We start from the raw sequence: 19,892 nt of genomic DNA, 5'->3' as shown, positions 1-19,892 counted from the left end.
CTTACTTCCAACCAAAATAGGTGCATCCGGAAGCGACAGTAAATTTAGAAATTTTTTTAGCAGCAATGAATTTAACAGAGATTGAAGCCCTAATCCCAGGGGTATACATTGTAGGTGCAGGCCCGGGAGACCCGGATTTGTTGACTGTTAAGGCTCAAAAATTACTGGCTGCGGCCGATGTCATATTATTTGCTGATTCCCTAGTCCCAGAGCAAATTTTGCAGGGGGTGCGCGCGGATGCTGAAGTGATCCAAACTGCGGATAAGACCCTCGAAGAGATTGTACCTTTGATGGTGGAACGAGTGCGCGACGGAAAAAGCGTAGTCCGTCTCCATTCCGGCGATCCCTGTCTCTACGGGGCTGTCGGGGAACAAATGCAAGCTTTGGCTTCCGAGGGAATTGCTTTTGAGGTAATCCCGGGAATTAGCGCTTTTCAACTTGCCGCAGCTAAACTAAAAATTGAGTTGACAGTTCCGGGAGTTGTGCAGACAATTATTTTGACGCGAATTAGCGGCAGAACAGAAGTACCGGAACGCGAAGAATTGGCGAGTTTAGCGGCTCATCAAGCGAGTTTGTGCCTATATTTGAGTGCCCGCCATGTCGAACAGGCTCAAGCTAAATTGATGGAACATTACCCATCGGATTTGCCTGTAGCGATTTGTTATCGGTTGGGCTGGCCGGATGAAAAAATTGTGCTAGTTCCCCTTGACAAAATGGCAGTTGCTACCCGCGAAAATAATTTGGTCAGAACGACAATGTACGTTATTAGTCCGGCGTTGGGAAAATCAGCACAAGGGCGATCGCGCTTGTACCATCCAGAGCACGATCGGCTTTTCCGTCAGTAGTCAGTAGTCATTAGTCATTAGTCATTAGTCAGTAGTCATTAGTCATTAGTCATTAGTTATTGGTTATTTGTTAGTTCCTATACCCTATACCCTATACCCAATGCCCAATGCCCAATGCCCAATTCCCCATTCCCCATTCCCCATTACCGATGAAAGATTTAACTCGCAGACAATTTATCACTGTCACCGCATTAAGCGCCGGATTTGCCTTAGCAGTTCATCCTATTGCCGCTGCCGTTATCAATACGGATGCTGCTGGTTTAATAGCAGGTGAGGTAAAAATTCCTGTAAAAGACGGCTCAATTCCAGCATACAGAGCCATGCCAGCCACCGGCAGCAATTTTCCAGTAATTTTAGTAATTCAAGAAATCTTCGGAGTTCACGCCCACCTTCAAGATATTTGCCGCCGTTTTGCAAAATTAGGTTATTTAGCGCTCGCCCCAGAAATGTTTGCCCGTCAAGGTGATGTTTCTAAACTCACTGAGGTTCAAGAAATTATTAGTAAAGTTGTCTCGAAAGTTCCTGACGCTCAAGTTATGTCTGATTTAGATGCTACCGTAGAGTGGGCACAAAAGTCAGGAAAAGGCAATACTAATAAGTTAGGAATTACAGGATTTTGCTGGGGTGGCAGAATTGTTTGGCTGTACTCTTCCTACAACCCTAAAGTCAAAGCAGGAGTGGCTTGGTACGGGCGTGTGGTGGGCAATTCTACGGATTTAACTCCCAAACAGCCGATCGACATTGCAGCAAGTTTGAAAGTGCCCGTATTGGGGCTTTACGGTGGCAAAGACCAGTCAATTCCCAACGATACAGTTGAGAAAATGCGGGAAGTTCTCAAAAGTGGCAGCAGCGGTTCCGAAATTGTGCTTTATCCAGATGCGCCGCACGGTTTTAACGCTGACTATCGCCCCAGTTACCGGGAAAAAGAAGCTGAGGATGCTTGGAAACGGATGCAAGATTGGTTTAAAAAGTATGGAGTTTCCTAATAGTTGTGAGTTGTTAATTTTCACTTAAAACTGGTGTCAAGTTTGGGATCGAAAAAGGCAATATTAGCGAATAGCCCTTAAGACAGGTGGGTTTGCGATCCCGATATTGGTAAACTGAGCGATGTAGAATTATCGATCGAACAGGTAAGCCCGTGCTAGACGAACAAGCTAAAAAGACCATCTTGCGGAAAATCCCTCACGGATTGTACATCTGCGGTGTCAAAGACGGGGAGGAAGTCAACGGTTTCACCGCTAGCTGGGTGATGCAATCTTCCTTTACCCCTCCCTTAGTTGTCAACTGCGTTAAGCAAGACTCCAAATCCCACGGCATGATCAAAGCCAGCGGTGTCTTTGCTTTGAGTTTCCTAGAAGCAGGGCAAAAAGAGTTAGCCCAGAAATTCTTCAAGCAGCAGCGCCGCGTTGGCAATAAATTTGAGGATGTAGAATTTTATCCAGGCGCGGAAACTGGTTGTCCGATTATCTCGGATTCTCTGGGTTACATTGAGTGCAAAGTTGTTGGTGCTGTGGAACACGGAGATCACACGGTTTATGTGGGAGAAGTTGTGGCTGCAGGCGTCCACCGAGAAGGCAATCCGTTGCTGCTAGAAAGCACGGGTTGGAATTACGGCGGCTAAAGACTTGGCAGTTGGCAGTTGTTAGTAAAAAAAACTAACACTGAGAAACCCGGTTTCTTTAAAAGTCCGGGTTTCTGAATACTAAACACATTTTTAAGTTGAATTAGAGCGACCTATTTATTACTTGCAAGAGTTAGGCGTCGCATAACTAATAAAAAATCGGCGACAATTCTGTCAGCGTTGTCGGGAGTTAAAATTGGTACGTGGACGAAAATACATTTAGCGGCTATTTGAGAATCGCAAATATGTTTTAAAACCGCATAATATAGGGCTTCGCATACAAATTTTCCGGCCTCGTGACTGATTTCTGTGGCAGCTAAATCAGCGACTAGCGGTTCGAGATTAACTGATGTTTGCCGAATGTCGCTATCGCAGCAAGCGCAAGATTCTACGGTTAATTTTTGCCGACTTTCTGCCATGCCGCAGCAGATAATAGTATCGGGTTGGAGTTGCTTGATTTGGGCGAGCGCTAAATTAGGTGCTAGCTGAAAATCTACTGGCAGTTTCCTCAAAAAAGTCAGGGAATCCGGCAAAGATTTGATATGGGAAATCTTGGCTAATAAGTCGTCCGAAGAGTTGGATTGCTGATGGGGAAGCCAAGTATCAAATGAGGTTAGCAGGATTTTCGCTGTCATATTTGTGCAATAATACTGATATTGATAATATAAGGCAAGTAAGTCAATGTCTGTCATTGCAGTAGTAGACTATGACATGGGCAATCTGCACTCGGTCTGTAAAGGCTTGGAAAATGTGGGTGCAGTGCCAAAAATTACAGATTCTCCTGCTATAATCGAGCAGGCTGATGCGGTGGTTTTGCCGGGGGTGGGTTCGTTTGACCCGGCAATGCAGAATTTACGATCGCGCAATTTGATAGAACCGATAAAAAGGGCGATCGCCTCGGGAAAACCTTTTTTAGGCATTTGTTTGGGTTTGCAAATTCTGTTTGAAAGTTCCGAAGAAGGCGTAGAACCGGGATTGGGCGTTATTGCGGGAAAAGTGCGCCGATTTCGCTCGGAACCGGGTTTGACAATTCCGCACATGGGATGGAATCAATTGGAATTTACTCAGCAGAATTTGCCGCTGTGGCAAAATTTACCGTCTGATCCTTGGGTTTATTTCGTGCATTCTTATTATGTCGATCCAGTTGATTGGGAAGTGCGATCGGCAATTGTGACTCACGGCAGTCAAAATGTGACGGCGGCTATAGCTAAAGACAATCTGATGGCTGTGCAATTTCACCCGGAAAAGTCTTCGACTACGGGATTGCAAATGCTGTCAAATTTTGTCAGTCTCGTGAGGGAAAAAGTACCTGCTTAGGTGGCATGAGTCTTGAAAAACCCGGTAGATTGCCGAAACCGGGTTTGATATTTTTAAAAGTCTTCTTCCCTCTTCTTTCTTCCTGACATCCGTTACATCCGTTACACAATCCGTTGCCGAACTTCCTTCTTCCTGACATCCGTTACATCCGTTACATCCGTTACAGAATCCGTTGCCGAACTTCCTTCTTCCTTCTTCCTTCTTCCTTCTTCCTAAATGAGTTTAAGAATCTGTGGCAATCGCCAAATCAAAACCCTGCCGGGACTCGCAACTCGCCCTACACCTTCGCGAGTCAGAGAAGCTTTATTTAATATTTGGCAAGGGACGATCGCAGATTGCAGATGGCTTGACATTTGTACCGGCAGCGGTTCGATGGGTGCAGAAGCTTTGTGTCGTCAAGCTGCGAGTGTCACTGGCATCGAACAGTCGGCGAAAGCTTGTGCGATTATCCGCGAAAACTGGGAGCAAGTAGCAGACTCGTCCCAAACATTCCAAATACTGCGGGGAAACGCTACGGCGAAATTGGCGGCACTAGCGGGGCAGCAGTTCGATCGCATTTACTTCGATCCGCCCTACGCCAGCGACTTGTACGAACCTGTGTTAAACACGATCGCCAGCCAAGAAATGCTAGCACTCCTCGGCGAAATCGCGATCGAACACAGCCCGGAGCGATCGGCACAACCGATTTCCGGTCTAGAAATTTGCCGCCAGAAAATATACGGCAATACAGCATTAACCTTCTACACACGCAGTGCCTGATAGGCTAAAACGGCAGCAGCGTCACTCTTGGAGGCAGAAATAAACCGGGTTTCATGGCGTTGGCGCGCCCGGGACTCCAAGTTTTTCCCTTGGGTACAATACAAATTTTTCCGATGAAGTTAAGCTTTGTGCGTAGGTTGTTAGAGCAAGTTGCTTGAGCAATCGACGAAATAAATGGAGTTTAGGCTGAAAATAAAGACTTTCAGTTGTAACATGAACCCAAAGTGTGAGTGTGAATATTCCTAAAGGAGTGAATATGGTTCAGACACCTTCGCGCCCTCGTGGCAGCGAGTTTCCGGCTGTTAACTCGGTACAGCCAGCCAAACTGGATACGATTCTGCTGGGAAATAGCCTCTCCCTGCCAAATAGCAAACTCTTCGGCACAGACGGCATTCGCGGGAAAGTTGGAGAATTGCTGAATGCACCCTTAGCCCTGCAAGTGGGCTTCTGGGCTGGACAAGTTCTACGCCAACATTCCCCCAACCAGGGGCCTGTGATTTTGGGCCAAGACAGCAGGAATTCCAGCGATATGCTGGCAATGGCACTGTCAGCAGGTTTGACGGCCGCCGGTTTGGAAGTGTGGAATTTGGGATTGTGCCCCACTCCCTGCGTTGCTTATCTGGCAAGCGTTTCGGAGTCGGTCGGCGGAGTGATGATTTCGGCTTCTCACAATCCCCCAGAAGACAACGGCATTAAGTTTTTCGGATCAAACGGCTCGAAGCTGTCGCAGCAGTTACAGGAACAAATCGAAGCGGGAATCCGGGGGACAAAGGTTCCAATTGCTAGCTTGGGTTGGGGGCAGCACTACCATCGCTCTGAGTTGGTGAAAGATTATGCCACTTCGGTCTGTGATTCGCTGCAACAGATGAATTTGGAGGGAATGCGGATAGTTTTGGATTTGGCTTGGGGGGCGGCCGCAGGTTTGGCGCCGGCGGTGTTCGCGCAAATGGGGGCGGATGTGATCTGTTTGCACGACTCTCCTGATGGATCTCGCATTAATGTTAACTGCGGTTCTACTCATCTCGACAGTTTGCAAGCGGCAGTTCTGGAACACAATGCTGATTTGGGATTTGCTTTTGACGGGGATGCCGATCGAGTTTTGTGTGTTGACAACCAAGGTCGAACGATTGACGGCGATTACATTCTTTATCTGTGGGGCCGGCAGTTGCGCGACTCCGAACAGTTACCATCCAATTTAATTATTTCTACTGTAATGGCTAACCTGGGCTTCGAGCGAGCTTGGGAAGAATTGGGCGGCAAACTAACTAGAACCAACGTCGGGGATCAGTACGTTCACGCTGAAATGCAGCGCACCGGTGCCATGTTGGGCGGCGAACAGTCTGGACACATTCTTTGTCCGCATTACGGTGTCAGCGGCGACGGTTTGCTGACCGCTTTGCATTTGGCTTCGCTGGTGCGCCAGTCCGGGCAATCTTTGGCACACTTGGTAAGTGGCAGTTTCCAAACTTATCCGCAGTTGCTGCGAAATATTCGGGTGGAGGATCGCGAAAAACGCCTGAAATGGCACGAGTGCGAGGCAATGCAAAGTGCGATCGAACGTGCTACAACAGCAATGGGCGAACAGGGACGGGTTTTGGTGCGCGCTTCTGGCACTGAACCGCTAATCCGAGTTATGGTGGAAGCTGCCAGCGCCGAATTGGCTAATTTCTGGACTGAAAATTTAGTTTTAGCCGTTCAGCAACACATAGCTATCTGATGGAAATGGGGAATTAATCTGAAGGAAGAAGAAAGAAGGAAGAAGGAAGAAGGAAGAAGGAAGAAGGAAGAAGGAAGAAGCCTTTAGATAAATATAGGGGCTATTGAAACCCATTTCTCATTCTTTATTCCCTCTTGGTTATTCCCTCTCTCCTCAATAACTAAATCCTTCTTTCTTCATTTCCCCATTTCTGATTGTATGAACACCAAATCAATTCAAAATGGGCGGCTGCATCGAATTTCGTTAAAAATTTTAATTGTCGTCATATTAATAACGGGGATATGGTTTCGCTTTACTAATCTCGATTGCAAAGTCTACTCGTTCGACGAATCAATCACCTCGCTGCGAATTTCTGGCTACACTTGGACGGAAATGGTGCAGCAAGATTTTCAAGGACAAACAATTAGCGTCGCAGATTTGCAGCGGAAATACCAGCAGATAAGTCCCGAAAAAACTTGGTGGGATACTGTTAAAGGTTTAGCTACAGAAGAACCCCAGCTATCGCCGTTGTATTTTATTTTAGCCAGGTTTTGGGTGCAGTTGTTCGGCCCGCAAGTGGCGACTGTTAGAAGTCTTTCAGCTTTGATTAGTTTGTTAGTTTTTCCCAGCATTTATTGGCTGTGCTGGGAATTATTTCGCTCTGCGTCTGTGGGATGGATGGCTGTTACAATGGTTGCTGTTTCACCCTTTCACGTCTTGTACGCGCAAGAGGCAAGACCATACATGATGTTTGCAGTCCTCGTCTTGCTGTCGAATGCAATTCTGCTACGGGCGTTAGCGAAGCCCTCGAAGAGGATCGCCCTACAAAATTCTCCCGCCACATCTAAATTGAGCAAGGCTGTTTGGTTTATTTATGCGATCTCGCTGACTTTAGGACTGTATTCTAGTTTATTATTTTTTTTAGTAATATTGGCCCACGGCATCTATGTGATTATTAAGGAGAATGGGCGTTTTGGCAAGACATTAATTACTTATTTAGTAACTGCCGCGATAGCAATAATTCTTTTTGCTCCTTGGATTTGGGTATTACTTGAGAACGCGCCAAAAATCGAAGCAACAGTAGGCTTGCCCCGCCTTTCCCTGTCTTTCATATCTTCACTTAAACCTTTAATTTTCATCACCTGCCGAATGTTTATCGACACGCATTGGGCGGGCGGAATCATAAAATTGGGTTCGAGCAATATGACTACCAATTTAATCCGACTCATTGTAGTGGCCGTATTGCTGTTAGCGATCACACATTCAATAGACTCGCTCTGTCGCTCAACTCCCAAACGAGTTTGGCTGTTTCTATTGACAGCGATCGGAATTACAGCGATAGTATTGATAGCAGTGCGAGGCGTTGCCGATCGCTATCTGGTTCCCTATATTTTAGCAATCCAGATAGCTGTTGCCTATCTATTCACCGCTAAAATTGCAGTCGCCACCAATCCCCGCCAACAAAAACTGTGGCAGCTCGGTTTAATAGCGCTAATATCGAGTGGAATAGTTTCTTGTGCCGTCAGCTCACAGTCACAACTGTGGTGGAACAAGTATCCTTCTAGCACTAAATACAATCCCTCAGTAGCCGCGATTGTCAATCAAGCGCAAAAACCTTTAGTAATCAGTCACGGAGGCAACAACCTCACAGGGAAAATACTGTCTGTCAGCTATCTTATGAATCCACAAGTACAGCTTTTACTGGCAGTTAAACCCGAACAAGTTAAAATTCCTGATGGTTTTAGCGATGTATTTCTCTACGGAGCTACAGAAGCCTTGCAATTTGAACTAGAAAAAGTGCAAAAATATAAAATCACACGAATTTACAAGCCCGGCGGTGTCTGGCTTTGGCGTGTGGAGAAATAATGAAAGTGGCAACTGCAAATGATGATTTCTGTTGTGATACCTACCTACAACCGCGAGCAACCTCTGCGAGAGACATTAGCTGATGCAATTCGGCAAAATTACCCAAATTTTGAAGTGCTGGTAATTGATCAAACTCGCACCCACGAGTCGGAAACTCAAGTTTATTTAGAGGAATTGGCAAATGCTGGCCAAATTCGCTGGTTTAGAGTAGATTGGGCGAGTTTACCTGCTGCTCGAAATTATGCAGTGCGGCGCGCAGTTGGAGAGATTATTTTATTTATTGATGATGATGTACAATTGCCAGAGGGTTTTTTGGCTGCTCACGCTGACAACTATTTAGAAAAACCCGATGTGGGATGTGTGGCGGGTCGAGTTTTTGACAGAATGAAACTGGATAATTCTGGAGGCGATTTGGCGATCGAATATTTGCCCTCAGAAGCGATGGATGCCGGGATTGCCTGGTATTTTATCGATTTGGTACATACAGTAAAACCCCAGCAGGTGCTCTCGGCTAGAGGCTGCAATATGTCATTTCGCAGGCAGGTATTTGCCGAATGCGGGCTGAGGTTTGATGAGCGGTTTGCAGGGAGTGCGGTGCGGGAGGAGTCGGATTTTTGTTTGAGATTGCGATCGACGGGCATGAAAATTTGGTACGATCCCAATGCGTGTTTAGTTCACTTGGGGGAAGAGAGCGGCGGGTGTCACGATGTCAGTACGCGATCGATCGAATATCAAATCACATTTTATCACAATCACTTTCTAATGGGATTGAAAAATTTAACAGCCTTTCAATGCCTGCGATTTTTTGCCAAACTCTTTGATTGCCACGTTTTGGGAAATCCGCCTTGTTATAAAAGCCACTCGCCCATTAAAATTATAACTAGATTTGCTTTTTATATCTTGGGTTTTCTCAGTGCTATAAATACACTAATTCAATCTCTGTGGAATGATGGACAAATTTACAGCCATCAAGACAAGATTAGCGCTCAATAATTACCTATTCCCCTTCGCCCTTCCCAATAAATGAGAATTCTCGTGGCTAGTCACACCTATATTGTGGACATTAATCGGGAAAAATTCAAGATATTAGCCAACCTAGAACCCGATATTGAAGTAACACTTGTAGTGCCGCAGCGTTGGAAACCCGGAGGCGTACAAAATAAAATTATAGAAACGCAATTTTATCAAAAGGGTTCATTTAAAGTAATTCCTGTCTCCAACTTTAGTCAAAACAATCAAGGATTGCTAAGCTTTGGCACTGATTTAATTAAAGTTTTGCAAAACTTTAGACCCCAGATAATCCAAGTTGAGCAAGGTTCAAAATCCCTCGCTTGTGCTCAATTAATCTTACTAAATAAACTGCTCAAACTCCAAGCAAAAAATATATTATTTACTTGGTGGAATCTGCCTTATCAATTGAATTGGCCAATTTCAGTCTTAGAAAATTACAATCTTCAGCACACCGACGGAATTATTGCAGGTAACTTAGATGGAGCTAAAATTTTGCGGCAGCGGGGCTATGAAGGTGCGGTAAAAGTAATGCCACAACTCGGAGTAGACGAAACTTTATTTCGTCGCACTGGTAAAGACGCTGATTTATCGCGCGGGTTCGGCATTGAACCGACCGATTTTGTGGTAGGGTTTGTAGGGCGATTTGTCGAAGAAAAAGGATTGTTAACTTTAGCTGAAGCCTTGGCAGGGTTGAAAAAAAACTCTTGGAAGTGGCTGTTAGTAGGGCAAGGAAAATTGCGGACGCACCTCGCCGAAAAATGTATGGAATGGGGAATCAGCGACCGAATAATCTGGGTAGAAAGCGTTTCCCACGAAGAAATCCCCCCCTACATTAACTTAATGAACTGTTTGGTATTGCCCTCGCAAACCAGCTATAAATTCAAAACTTTGACCACTGTGGGCTGGAAAGAACAATTTGGTCACGTTTTAATTGAAGCGATGGCCTGTCACATTCCGGTTATTGGTTCCGACTGTGGGGAAATTCCCCATGTCATAGGCGATGCGGGGTTATTATTCCCAGAAGGAAATGCAGGGGTTTTGCGAGAGTGTTTGCAGCAATTGATGGAGCGGCGGGAGTTGGCGGCTGATTTGGGCGATCGGGGTTATCATAGAGCGATGAGCAATTATACAAATAAAGCTTTAGCTGAGCAGTTATTGGAATTCTACAAAGAATTGTTGTAACTTTTAGCTATAATGCAAGTGTTAAATAAAAAAAACTGTGGTAAATGTCTATTCCTCCCGACCTACGCTCTTTGGTTAGCGAACTCTACCAGGTACTAGACGATACAGAGCGCCAAGCAACGCTGGGACTTTTTGCACTTAGAAGAGCCATGTCTCTTTCTCCACAAAATGAAATACTGATGCAATACTTTTCTTCGATCAGTAATTTTCAATTCTGCGTAGCAGGTGTTCGCTTACAAGCAGAGCACATGGTGGGCAATGTATTGCTGGCTGGTGTGCCCGATGAAGATGTTCAAAAAGCAGGAGATTATTTAGCAGCCTTGCTACACATAGCTCCCGAAACTAGAATTATGATAAAAAACGTAGTTGAGAGATTAGAAGTATTGCCATGAAAAAATTACCAGATGAAAGCCAACTCTTGGAAATCCTGGAAATTGTGAAAGCGGCGGAAGCCAAAGCCACTGAGATGTATGAATTTTCCAAGACAATGGCTCACAATACCCAGATTACAGCAACAAAGAGAGAGGAAGCTGAACAGTTAGACGGGCAGCCTTTTCGAGATAATTAAATTTGTAATGGGAGATGTTGGTATGTTGATTTAAATAACTATCCCCCATGCGAATTCTTCAAATTATCCCCTCCATTTCCCTCGTCTATGGGGGGCCGAGTCAAATGGTACTCGAACTTTCTGCGGCCCTCGCAGCAAAAAACATTGATGTCACCATTATCACCACAGATTCTAACGGAGATATCGGTCAACTTCCCTTAGATGTTCCTCTGAATGAACCAATAAAACAAAACGGCTATCAGATTATTTATTTCCGCTGTTCTCCCTGGCGTAGATATAAATTTTCTCTGAGTTTATTGCAGTGGTTAAATGAAAATGCGCGACAATTTGACCTTGCTCACATTCACGCTCTTTTCTCACCAGTAACTACCCTCGCTGCGACAATTGCTAGATATCACAAGTTGCCATATATTATGCGTCCCTGCGGTATGCTTGACCCCGCAGACTTGGAGAAAAAAAAGCGCTTGAAACAGATTTATGCCACGCTTTTAGAACGCCCTAATTTAGCAGGGGCCGCCGCAATTCACTTCACAAGTAAAGAAGAAGCTAAAATCTCAGAAAGATTTGGTTTGGGGAGCACAGGCAAGATGCCTGTGCCACGGGATTTGGACTGCACAGGCAAGATGCCTGTGCCACAGGATTTGGACTGCACAGGCAAGATGCCTGTGCCACAGGATTTGGGCAGCACAGGCAAGATGCCTATGCCACGGGATTTGGTGATTCCATTGGGGGTGACAGCAGGTTTGTTTCCTAAGAGATTGCGGGAATCTCAAGTGCCAATCATCTTATTTATGTCGCGAATTGAACCTAAAAAAGGGCTTGATTTGCTAATTCCCGCATTAGAAAGTATTTTGGCATCGGGCATAGAGTTTCACTTTTTTTTAGCTGGTTCAAATCCCCAAGATGCTGATTATGAAACACAAGTTAAAAGTAAAATACACAATTCAAGCTTAGCAAAATACACAACAATAACTGGCTTTGTGAGCGGTGATTTAAAAGTTGAACTGTTGAGAAAAGCCGACTTATTTGTATTGCCTTCTTATTACGAAAACTTTGGCATTGCTGTAGCAGAAGCGATGGCCGCGGGTGTACCTGTCGCCATTTCCGATCGCATACATATTGCGGAAGACATACAGCAAGCAGAGGCTGGTTGGGTGGGGCCTTTGGAAGTAGGGGCGATCGCCAATTCAATCAAATCAGCACTTCTGAATCCCGAAGAGCGCCAACGGCGGGGATTGAACGGCAAAGAGTATGCCAAAAAGCATTATAACTGGGAGGCGATCGCCCAGCAAACCATCGATGCTTACCAGGAGATTTTGTCATCTATAGCAGAAGGAAGAAGGAAGAAGGAAGAAGGAAGAAGGAAGAAGCAATAAAATCCATCGTTTCAGCCATTAACAACCTCCTAACCCTCTTGGCGGTTGCTATATTGACTAATGCCACAGCGGTTTACCTTCTGCTTCTGCGCCTGCTGCGAGTTCTTGTACTGCTGCTATCAGAATTTGCAGGCGAGATTTTTTCAACGCTGCTACTGCTTTTAACCTCAGTAGACTCAGAGTTTGAGGTAGCAGTCGCGGATTTTCTTCTAATTATAATCGGAACATTAACTGATCGACCGCAGGGGCGGCCGAAGGAGTCTATGTTCCTTCGATAATCGCAGATTGCAGCCTCTGCAATCGGTTCTTGACAATCATTAATAAAGCTTTGTGCTAATTTGTAATTATTTCCGTCTCCCTGCTTTAAGAAAAGTTCTCCAGCTTGGTTAAAATCTGCTACTGCTTGCGATTTGGTTCCCAACATACAGCGAATAGCACCTCGTTCCAAATAAGCCAAACCATAATTAGGATTAACGCGAATAGCTTGTTCGTAATCCCCGATCGCCTTTTGCTTGTTTCCCAATTCATAGTATGCTTGACCGCGACCGAAATAAGCTTCTGCCAAGTTAGGATTAAATTGTAGCGCTCGATCGTAATTGTAAATTGCCTGCTGCTTGTTTCCCTGTTGGCCAGTAGCAATTCCCAATCCGAGGTAAGCTTGAGGTATGTTCGGATTCAGTGCTAAAGCCTGAGTAAAATTGGCGATCGCCCCCGGAACATCGCCCTTTTGAACTTTCAAAGAACCTTGGTTGCTAAAATTTGCAGCTTTTTGAGCGATCGCAACTCTTTGACTAATAACAGCACGATTAGCGCGGTAATGGGATAACTTATTTTGAGCTAGATTATAAACAGGTGTACGTGAATCGATCACTTCTAAAAGTGCGATCGCCTGTTGCCATTTACTTTGCGACTGATGCCAAACTTCCATCGGATGAGGCGGTTTTTGCACAACCACAGCAGCTTCCCTTGCCAATTGTTGAGCTTTTTCTAGACTTTCTGCGGCCTCTAAATTTTGCGCTACTGGAACCAATATCGGGCGCAGTTTCAGCAAGTCAGCTCTAGCTTGTTGATACCCAAAGCCAGGGAAGTTAGGAATTTTCTCTAAATTGGCGATCGTTTCTTTAAGTCGTTTATCGAAACTTCTGAGCCAATTGACATCCGTGACTTTCTCTGCATTCTGCGTTTCAACGACCAGTATTTGCGCTTGCTTAAGCGTTTCATTTCCCGATCGCATAAAGGCGCTCATCCCTGCACCTGCCCCCAACACCAAAACCCCTAAACCTGCTAATAAAGCTGCGGGTATTTTGCGACTTCGCGAGTTATTAACTTGATTGTTAATTCGTGATGGCTGTACCCTTCGAGTCTGACGAGATTGTTGCGCTTCCGGTTCTGACTCTACCTCCAACTCCCAGGCCGGCAACTGCAAATCATCTGCTGCTGTTCCCGCTGCCAACTCCCTACTAATGGGAGCAATATTATTGCTGTTTCCGCTTTTATACTTGTCAACCAGACTCTGCAATCCTGCTTGATATCCTTCTCCTACTGCCTGAAATCTCCACTCTCCATTCTTTCTATACAGACGACCAAACTCTACAGCAGTCTCTCGCGAAAAATTCTCTTTTAATTCATACCGAACCAGTTCCTTTCCTGTATCCACATTGCTAATTTTGATAAAAGCATTTTTGATATTGCTAAAATTTGCCTTAATTTTATCTGCTTCGTGAATAGTGACCGCAAAAGTTATTTCCTCAATCTCAGCATTAATTTTCTCTAAAATAACGCCGTAAATAGTCTTCTTTTCTTGACCTCGGTTATTTTTGTCAGAAATCGATTGCAGTACCGAACCGTCACAGGATTGTAGATTATTGTAAAAGATCAAATATTTATCGTTAGGTAGTTTGCCGTCAGCACCTAGCATAAAGGCAGAGACATCAATCTCGTAGCTTTGTCCTGCGTCTGTCGCCTGCCAACCGAGGGCGATCGCCATTTTTTTCAAACTGGGCGCTTCTTTAGAGATATTAAATCTCTCACCCTTACTTAATTGAATTGCCATCTGCTTATTTGTTAAACATCAAACTTTATAGTGTTCATGTTAATATTAAGTCGCCGCATAATTTTTGCTTTCAATAAAACTTAATATTTTGCTTTTAATAGCGGGCTTGATTAAAAATATGTGCTGCCTGTATCTGAAATTTATTGAGATTTACTTAAGTAAAATTACGTAATTAAAAACCTGACTTTCTCCCAAACCGATTTCTACAATTGAACTTGATTTGACCTGAGATGTTGCACCATTCTCGCTTAACAGGCAAGATGCCTGTTCCACAATAAAATTCATCTCTTGTGGAACAGGCATCTTGCCTGTTCATAAAAAGCTTATTGAGAATGGTGCAATATGTTAGTTTGACCCTACTTTCGAGCATTTTCATAACTAGGTAACAAGGTAACAAATTTACCAAAAGCTCCAGACGAGACTGTTCCGATTCCGGTTCTGACTCCACCTCCAACTCCCCAGCCGGAAACTGCAAATCATCGACAGTTACCGCTGCCAACTCGTGAGGAATTGGAGCAATATTATTACTATTTTAGTTGCAATACTTATCAACGAAACTCTGCAATCCTGCCTGATATCCTGCTCCTACCGCCTGAAATCTCCACTCTCCATTCTTTCTATACAAGCGACCAAATTCTACAGCAGTCTCTAGCGAAAAGTTCTCTTTTAATTCATAACGAACAAGTTCGCTCCCTGTATCCAAATTGCTAATTTTGATAAAAGCATTTTTGATATTGCTAAAATTTGCCTTGATTTTATCTGCTTCGTGAATAGTCCCAACAAAAGTTATTTCCTCAATTTCAGGATTAACTCTTTCTAAGATAACGCCGTAAAGGGTCTTATTCTCTTGACTTCGGTTGTTTTTTTCAGGAATCGATTGCAGTACCGAATTGTCAAAGGATTGCAGATTATTGTAAAAGATAAAATATTGATCGTTAGGTATTTTGCCGTCAGCACCTAGCATAAACGCAGAGACATCAATCTCGTAGCTTTGTCCTGCCTCTGTCACCTGCCAACCGAGGGCGATCGCCATTTTTTTTAAACCGGGCGCTTCTTTAGAGATATTAAATCTCTCACCCTTACTTAATTGCATTGCCATCTGCTTATTTGTTAAACATCAAACTTTATAGCGTTCATGTTAATATTAAGTGGGACAATAACTTTTCTTCTTTAAGAAAACTTAATATTTTGTCTCTAATAGCGGCCCTCATTAAAAACAAGTGCTACCGCTCTCCGAAGTTATTGAGATTTACTCAGAGAGAATTACCTAAGCAAAAACCGGGCTTTCTACAAAACCCGGTTTCAACAATTGAACTTAATTTGAGTCTAATTTTGAGCATTTTCAGAACTCGGTGGCAGGGTAACAAAATTACCAAAAGCTCCAACCGTTTGATAGCTTTTTTTGCCTAATTCAGTGGTGTAAATACTAACCACACCTAAGTTTTGACGCTGTGTTGTATTGTCGAGCAAGCTTTCGATCGTGTTCCGCTGCGAAGTCAGCAAATTCTTGCAACTGCCGATTAAACTATCTGTAATGCCGCTCAAAGCTTTCGGAACGCGAGAATCTTTGCACACAGTGCTTTCCAGCTCGGTTTGGAGTACGCCGGAAGCATAAGTTAGGTATTTGTCTCTCCCAGGATTTGTAAATGCCATGCCCGCCGCCAGAAGAGTCAGAGCCATCGTGACTTTTCCCACATTGCCGAAAAAATTAGAAGTTGGTTTGTTAGTATTCATTGCGTTATCAATAATCATTTTTTTAGCTCCGTTAATTTATAAGCTTCTCTTGATTTAAACTACACCTCCCCAGAAACAGATTTCAGAAAGGAGGGGACAGTTTTTAGATTGGAGGCCCGTTGCGAGTAAGTCTCTGACTGGTTTACCTTCCTTTTACGTTTCTCCCTCCCTCAAATCCGGTAAATCTTCAACAAAACATTTAGCTGGTTCCCAGGCTGAGCCTGGGGACGAGGAATTCAAACTTAGTTTCGCTTTGATTTTTGCCGATCGATCTCCCGCTGCAACTCTTCAATCTGACGGCGCAAAGCCTCCGTCTCACTGTTAGGCGTTTGCGACTTCACATCAACCGCACCCTCAGCTACAGCCCGCTTGTAGTTCCCTCGCTTAATTTGGCGGTATTCCTCGGAACTGGCCCAGTCTCGCAAATATCGCAGACGTTCCACGGGGAAAGGGTGACTCAGCATCACGCCCTGACCGCCGTTGTAAAGTAAAAATTTATACACTTGGTTGAGATTGTCTCGATCGAGCTCTTGATAGTTGTCAGACTGGCGGATAAATTCTTGCAAACTGCATTGGTCAGCATATTTACTGCTAACTCCCGCAAGTTTCATCATCGTCTTCATCACACTATTCAAGTCATCCGTCACCAACAAAGCCGCCCGATCCGCCGACAATTCAGCCTTCCGCCGCCACTCGTAAAAAGCGAAAATTAAACCGCTACCGACCATATTTCCCAAACCGAAAGTCATCTCGCCAATTGTCGATGCGACGCTCATCGCCCACATCGCCATTTGATTTAAAGTTGGATGCCCACATTTAATGTGTCCCAACTCGTGAGCCAAGACTACCCGCAGTTCCGCCTCGTCCAACAAGTCTAAAAGACCAGTGTTTAATACTACATAAGGCTGGGTTTTTCCCAGGGCATAGCTGTTAACTGAGGGATTCTGAGACACAAACAAACCCGGTTCTGGAAAAACATCTAAAGCCTGCACGCACTCCCGAAATATATGATAAATGCTGGCATATTGGCGGGGCCCGACTTGAATGCTATTCCCCATTAGGTAAACGAATTGCGGTCGTTCGTAGACAAATTCTACAAATTTGCTGGCAATTAAGTCAAATCCAGGCACGCTTCGCAGCGCTTCCTCAGCTTGGCGATCGAGGGGATGCTGAAATGCTTCGCTAGAAATTCCCGTATAAGTAGGCATAGTTGTTGCAAAAGTTACATTTAAGATATCAGGATTGCCGATCGCTGCTGGTGCTAGCTGGCGCCTGACTTATCAATCAATATTATCGCGACAAATATTGAACTGTTGTGGAACAGGCCGGAAAGCCTGTTCAAATTAGCGTTAAAATTGTGATTCTGGTACAGGCGCGATCGACAAACATCTTTCACAGTGCCTGTGTATCGCCTCACCCAAAAATTGGAACGTGCAAAAATGGCTATCCTGCGACTCGAAAACGGTACAACCTACACTCAACAAAGCGAGATTGCGCGTGAACTCGCGCCTTTAAACATTCAACTCAACCGCTGGCCCGTGGGTGACAGCGCTGAAATTCAAAATTTGTTAGCTAAAGATGCTCTTGACGACAATCAAAAAGAGCAAGTGCTGCAAGCCCTCGACGGCTACTTTCAACAGTTGTCGGAAAGTGCAGGCTATCAGGATCGCGACTTAATCGTACTGCACCCAGACATTCCCAACATCGACACCTTGCTGTCCAAATTCAACAAGTGCCACATCCACGCCGATGATGAAGTCCGCTATATCGTAGCAGGTGAGGGCATTTTCGGCTTCGTGCGGCCCGACGGTAGCCAAGTCGAACTCACTGTGCAGCCGGAAGAATTTATCAACGTGCCGGCGAATACAGAACACTGGTTTTATTTGACAGCAGCCCGGAAAGTTAAAGCGGTGCGCTATTTTACCACCAAAGAAGGCTGGACGCCGGAGTATACCGATACGGAAATTCGATCGCGTTTAGCTGCTGTTTGAACAGTTGACAGTTGACAGTTGACGGTTGACGGTTGAGGGCAATCTTCAAATCATCTAAAAATCCTCAAATCCCGCATCAAATTTTGTGGTTTGAAGATTGCAATATGCTCAAAGCAACCGCCTCTGCCACCTTAATGCCATCAATCCCCGCCGACAGGATTCCACCTGCATATCCTGCACCTTCCCCAGCAGGATAAAGACCTTCTGTATTCAAACTTTGATAATCTTCCTTGCGTTTAATCCGAATTGGTGAAGAAGTGCGCGTTTCCACCCCAGTCAAAACCGCATCATCCATCGCAAATCCTTTAATCTGTTTGTCAAAAGCCGGAAGTGCTTCGCGGATAGCTGCGATCGCATAATCTGGCAAACTTTCGCTCAAATCAGTCATCACAACTCCCGGCGTATAAGACGGCTGCACACTGCCTAGCGCCCTGGAAGGGCGATTTGCCAAAAAATCCCCCACAAGCTGCCCAGGGGCGTTGTAAGTGCCACCTCCTAACTCAAATGCCCGTTCTTCTAGACGACGCTGAAACTCAATTCCGGCTAAGGGATGACCGGGATAATCCTCCGGCGTGATACCCACCACAATCCCGCTGTTAGCATTGCGTTCATTGCGAGAATATTGACTCATCCCATTAGTAACAAGTCGCCCCGGTTCTGACGCAGCCGCCACTACCAAACCACCGGGACACATACAGAAACTATACACAGAACGATTGTTTTGGCAATGGTGAACCAGTTTGTAATCGGCGGCACCCAAAAGCTTATGGCCTGCGCGATCGCCAAAACGACAGCGATCGATGATAGTTTGGGGATGTTCGACCCGAAAACCAATAGAAAAAGGTTTTGCCTCGATGTAAACCCCGCGCGAAAACAACATTTCAAAAGTATCGCGGGCGCTGTGTCCCACCGCCAGAACTATATAATTACTAGCAATATATTCTCCACTGGCGAGGGTAAGTCCCTGTACTTTTCCATTTTCGATATGGATATCTTCTACACGACTTTGAAACCGAATTTCTCCGCCTAATGTTTCAATTTGGGCGCGTAGACTTTGGACAATTCCCACCAGTTTGAACGTGCCAATATGCGGTTTATTAATATATAAAATTTCCGGTGAAGCTCCTGCATTCACAAGTTCCGTCAACACCTTGCGTCCATAATGTTGAGGATCTTTAACTTGGCTGTAGAGCTTGCCATCGGAAAAAGTACCCGCACCACCTTCGCCAAACTGGGCGTTAGATTCTGGGTTGAATTCTGTTTTTTTCTTCCAAAATCCAAAGGTATCAACTGTGCGATCGCGCACTGCTTTTCCGCGTTCTAAAAGGATGGGGCGAAACCCCATTTGTGCCAGCATCAGACCTGCAAACATACCGCACGGCCCTGTACCAATCACAATGGGGCGAATCGTCAAATTGCTGGGGGCTTGGGCTACATAGCGATAATTCGTGTCTGGCGTCACCATCACATGAGGATCTTTTTTGAAGCGTTGGAGAAGTTGCTTTTCCTGTGTCGTCTCTACATCCACAATATAGACAAGGAGGATTTCTGCTTTTTTACGAGCATCGTAGCTGCGCTTGAAGATGGAATAGCCGAGCAATTCTTCCGGGGGAATTTGCAGCTTTTTGAGAATGGCGCTGGCGATCGCATCTTGAGGATGATCGAGGGGGAGTTTTATTTCAGTTATTCTTAACATATAGTGGAAGGAAGGAAGAAGGAAGAAGGAAGAAGGAAGAAGGAAGAAGGAAGAAGGAAGAAGGAAGAAGAAGGAAGAAGGAAGAAGGAAGAATAAAAATCCCGAACAGAAGTATTATAACTATTTAACCGGACATCATATGGGCGATCGTCCTCGGTCGATCAATTTTTGATTTTT

The 19,892-nt window shown here is 44.9% G+C and carries 20 protein-coding genes; 13 read left to right on the top strand and 7 right to left on the bottom strand.

Annotated elements, in window-relative coordinates:
• Positions 1 to 65 precede the first annotated feature (65 nt).
• From cobM to D0A37_RS25820, 3 genes are all read left to right on the top strand, one after another.
• Positions 66 to 845 (top strand): precorrin-4 C(11)-methyltransferase, encoded by a 780-nt coding sequence (gene cobM, locus D0A37_RS25830; RefSeq protein ID WP_242718776.1) that lies wholly within the window; start codon positions 66 to 68, stop codon positions 843 to 845.
• 107 nt (positions 846 to 952) lie between these two features.
• On the top strand, positions 953 to 1,831 hold the full coding sequence (locus tag D0A37_RS25825; RefSeq protein ID WP_445242450.1) for a dienelactone hydrolase family protein: 879 nt from the start codon (positions 953 to 955) through the stop codon (positions 1,829 to 1,831).
• A 152-nt stretch (positions 1,832 to 1,983) separates the two neighbouring features.
• A complete protein-coding gene (locus D0A37_RS25820; protein WP_242718774.1) occupies positions 1,984 to 2,466 on the top strand; it encodes a flavin reductase family protein in 483 nt (160 codons plus the stop codon).
• Positions 2,467 to 2,579: 113 nt separating this feature from the next.
• Here D0A37_RS25820 and D0A37_RS25815 read toward each other — a convergent pair whose 3' ends face one another.
• The gene (locus D0A37_RS25815) at positions 2,580 to 3,101 is read right to left on the bottom strand and encodes a pyroglutamyl-peptidase I family protein (RefSeq protein ID WP_242718772.1); all 522 of its coding nucleotides are present in this window, start codon (positions 3,099 to 3,101) and stop codon (positions 2,580 to 2,582) included.
• A 46-nt stretch (positions 3,102 to 3,147) separates the two neighbouring features.
• Here D0A37_RS25815 and hisH point away from each other — a divergent pair, with 46 nt between their 5' ends.
• The 9 genes from hisH (at position 3,148) to D0A37_RS25770 (ending at position 12,241) form a co-directional block, all read left to right on the top strand.
• Positions 3,148 to 3,783 carry an imidazole glycerol phosphate synthase subunit HisH gene (gene hisH / locus D0A37_RS25810; protein ID WP_242718770.1) on the top strand — a complete coding sequence of 212 codons (636 nt, stop codon included), beginning with the start codon at positions 3,148 to 3,150 and terminating at the stop codon, positions 3,781 to 3,783.
• A 216-nt stretch (positions 3,784 to 3,999) separates the two neighbouring features.
• A complete protein-coding gene (rsmD, locus tag D0A37_RS25805) occupies positions 4,000 to 4,542 on the top strand; it encodes a 16S rRNA (guanine(966)-N(2))-methyltransferase RsmD (protein ID WP_242718768.1) in 543 nt (180 codons plus the stop codon).
• A gap of 256 nt (positions 4,543 to 4,798) precedes the next feature.
• On the top strand, positions 4,799 to 6,259 hold the full coding sequence (glmM, locus tag D0A37_RS25800; protein ID WP_242725766.1) for a phosphoglucosamine mutase: 1,461 nt from the start codon (positions 4,799 to 4,801) through the stop codon (positions 6,257 to 6,259).
• Between the two features lie 198 nt (positions 6,260 to 6,457).
• Entirely contained in the window at positions 6,458 to 8,104 is a 1,647-nt protein-coding gene (locus tag D0A37_RS25795) for a glycosyltransferase family 39 protein (RefSeq protein WP_242718766.1), read from the top strand.
• Between the two features lie 18 nt (positions 8,105 to 8,122).
• Positions 8,123 to 9,097, top strand: a complete 975-nt coding sequence (gene hpsN, locus D0A37_RS25790) for a hormogonium polysaccharide biosynthesis glycosyltransferase HpsN (RefSeq protein WP_242718764.1) — start codon at positions 8,123 to 8,125, stop codon at positions 9,095 to 9,097.
• 30 nt (positions 9,098 to 9,127) lie between these two features.
• Complete coding sequence (hpsO, locus tag D0A37_RS25785; protein WP_242718762.1) at positions 9,128 to 10,297, top strand: hormogonium polysaccharide biosynthesis glycosyltransferase HpsO; 1,170 nt, start codon at positions 9,128 to 9,130, stop codon at positions 10,295 to 10,297.
• Between the two features lie 44 nt (positions 10,298 to 10,341).
• Positions 10,342 to 10,689 carry a hypothetical protein gene (locus tag D0A37_RS25780; RefSeq protein ID WP_242718760.1) on the top strand — a complete coding sequence of 116 codons (348 nt, stop codon included), beginning with the start codon at positions 10,342 to 10,344 and terminating at the stop codon, positions 10,687 to 10,689.
• Complete coding sequence (locus tag D0A37_RS25775) at positions 10,686 to 10,865, top strand: hypothetical protein (RefSeq protein ID WP_242718758.1); 180 nt, start codon at positions 10,686 to 10,688, stop codon at positions 10,863 to 10,865. Before D0A37_RS25780 ends, D0A37_RS25775 begins: the two co-directional genes overlap by 4 nt.
• A 47-nt stretch (positions 10,866 to 10,912) precedes the next feature.
• Positions 10,913 to 12,241 (top strand): glycosyltransferase, encoded by a 1,329-nt coding sequence (locus tag D0A37_RS25770; protein ID WP_242718756.1) that lies wholly within the window; start codon positions 10,913 to 10,915, stop codon positions 12,239 to 12,241.
• Positions 12,242 to 12,314: 73 nt separating this feature from the next.
• On the opposite strand, the gene D0A37_RS25765 is transcribed toward D0A37_RS25770, so the two are convergent.
• From D0A37_RS25765 to D0A37_RS25745, 5 genes are all read right to left on the bottom strand, one after another.
• Positions 12,315 to 14,294, bottom strand: a complete 1,980-nt coding sequence (locus tag D0A37_RS25765) for a TerD family protein (RefSeq protein WP_242718754.1) — start codon at positions 14,292 to 14,294, stop codon at positions 12,315 to 12,317.
• A 150-nt stretch (positions 14,295 to 14,444) separates the two neighbouring features.
• Positions 14,445 to 14,597, bottom strand: a complete 153-nt coding sequence (locus D0A37_RS25760; RefSeq protein WP_242718752.1) for a hypothetical protein — start codon at positions 14,595 to 14,597, stop codon at positions 14,445 to 14,447.
• A gap of 229 nt (positions 14,598 to 14,826) precedes the next feature.
• Positions 14,827 to 15,387 carry a TerD family protein gene (locus tag D0A37_RS25755; protein WP_242718751.1) on the bottom strand — a complete coding sequence of 187 codons (561 nt, stop codon included), beginning with the start codon at positions 15,385 to 15,387 and terminating at the stop codon, positions 14,827 to 14,829.
• Between the two features lie 233 nt (positions 15,388 to 15,620).
• The gene (locus D0A37_RS25750) at positions 15,621 to 16,046 is read right to left on the bottom strand and encodes a DUF4359 domain-containing protein (protein WP_242718750.1); all 426 of its coding nucleotides are present in this window, start codon (positions 16,044 to 16,046) and stop codon (positions 15,621 to 15,623) included.
• 224 nt (positions 16,047 to 16,270) lie between these two features.
• A complete protein-coding gene (locus tag D0A37_RS25745) occupies positions 16,271 to 17,236 on the bottom strand; it encodes a M48 family metallopeptidase (protein ID WP_242718749.1) in 966 nt (321 codons plus the stop codon).
• Positions 17,237 to 17,467: 231 nt separating this feature from the next.
• Here D0A37_RS25745 and D0A37_RS25740 point away from each other — a divergent pair, with 231 nt between their 5' ends.
• On the top strand, positions 17,468 to 18,019 hold the full coding sequence (locus tag D0A37_RS25740) for a 1,2-dihydroxy-3-keto-5-methylthiopentene dioxygenase (RefSeq protein ID WP_242725763.1): 552 nt from the start codon (positions 17,468 to 17,470) through the stop codon (positions 18,017 to 18,019).
• Between the two features lie 76 nt (positions 18,020 to 18,095).
• Here D0A37_RS25740 and D0A37_RS25735 read toward each other — a convergent pair whose 3' ends face one another.
• Positions 18,096 to 19,715 carry an NAD(P)/FAD-dependent oxidoreductase gene (locus D0A37_RS25735; RefSeq protein ID WP_242718748.1) on the bottom strand — a complete coding sequence of 540 codons (1,620 nt, stop codon included), beginning with the start codon at positions 19,713 to 19,715 and terminating at the stop codon, positions 18,096 to 18,098.
• Positions 19,716 to 19,892 lie beyond the last annotated feature (177 nt).

The organism is Microcoleus vaginatus HSN003, from assembly GCF_022701255.1.
Lineage (GTDB): Bacteria > Cyanobacteriota > Cyanobacteriia > Cyanobacteriales > Microcoleaceae > Microcoleus > Microcoleus vaginatus_B.
This window is presented reverse-complemented; position numbering and strand designations above follow the sequence as displayed.

Bases quoted from the DNA above. Each gene is read 5' to 3' on its own strand.
- cobM (WP_242718776.1), top strand. From the start codon at position 66: ATGAATTTAACAGAGATTGAAGCCCTAATCCCAGGGGTATACATTGTA.
- D0A37_RS25825 (WP_445242450.1), top strand. From the start codon at position 953: ATGCCCAATGCCCAATTCCCCATTCCCCATTCCCCATTACCGATGAAA.
- D0A37_RS25815 (WP_242718772.1), bottom strand. From the start codon at position 3,101: ATGACAGCGAAAATCCTGCTAACCTCATTTGATACTTGGCTTCCCCAT.
- hisH (WP_242718770.1), top strand. From the start codon at position 3,148: ATGTCTGTCATTGCAGTAGTAGACTATGACATGGGCAATCTGCACTCG.
- rsmD (WP_242718768.1), top strand. From the start codon at position 4,000: ATGAGTTTAAGAATCTGTGGCAATCGCCAAATCAAAACCCTGCCGGGA.
- glmM (WP_242725766.1), top strand. From the start codon at position 4,799: ATGGTTCAGACACCTTCGCGCCCTCGTGGCAGCGAGTTTCCGGCTGTT.
- D0A37_RS25795 (WP_242718766.1), top strand. From the start codon at position 6,458: ATGAACACCAAATCAATTCAAAATGGGCGGCTGCATCGAATTTCGTTA.
- hpsN (WP_242718764.1), top strand. From the start codon at position 8,123: ATGATGATTTCTGTTGTGATACCTACCTACAACCGCGAGCAACCTCTG.
- hpsO (WP_242718762.1), top strand. From the start codon at position 9,128: ATGAGAATTCTCGTGGCTAGTCACACCTATATTGTGGACATTAATCGG.
- D0A37_RS25780 (WP_242718760.1), top strand. From the start codon at position 10,342: ATGTCTATTCCTCCCGACCTACGCTCTTTGGTTAGCGAACTCTACCAG.
- D0A37_RS25775 (WP_242718758.1), top strand. From the start codon at position 10,686: ATGAAAAAATTACCAGATGAAAGCCAACTCTTGGAAATCCTGGAAATT.
- D0A37_RS25770 (WP_242718756.1), top strand. From the start codon at position 10,913: ATGCGAATTCTTCAAATTATCCCCTCCATTTCCCTCGTCTATGGGGGG.
- D0A37_RS25765 (WP_242718754.1), bottom strand. From the start codon at position 14,294: ATGGCAATTCAATTAAGTAAGGGTGAGAGATTTAATATCTCTAAAGAA.
- D0A37_RS25760 (WP_242718752.1), bottom strand. From the start codon at position 14,597: ATGCCTGTTCCACAAGAGATGAATTTTATTGTGGAACAGGCATCTTGC.
- D0A37_RS25755 (WP_242718751.1), bottom strand. From the start codon at position 15,387: ATGCAATTAAGTAAGGGTGAGAGATTTAATATCTCTAAAGAAGCGCCC.
- D0A37_RS25750 (WP_242718750.1), bottom strand. From the start codon at position 16,046: ATGATTATTGATAACGCAATGAATACTAACAAACCAACTTCTAATTTT.
- D0A37_RS25745 (WP_242718749.1), bottom strand. From the start codon at position 17,236: ATGCCTACTTATACGGGAATTTCTAGCGAAGCATTTCAGCATCCCCTC.
- D0A37_RS25740 (WP_242725763.1), top strand. From the start codon at position 17,468: ATGGCTATCCTGCGACTCGAAAACGGTACAACCTACACTCAACAAAGC.
- D0A37_RS25735 (WP_242718748.1), bottom strand. From the start codon at position 19,715: ATGTTAAGAATAACTGAAATAAAACTCCCCCTCGATCATCCTCAAGAT.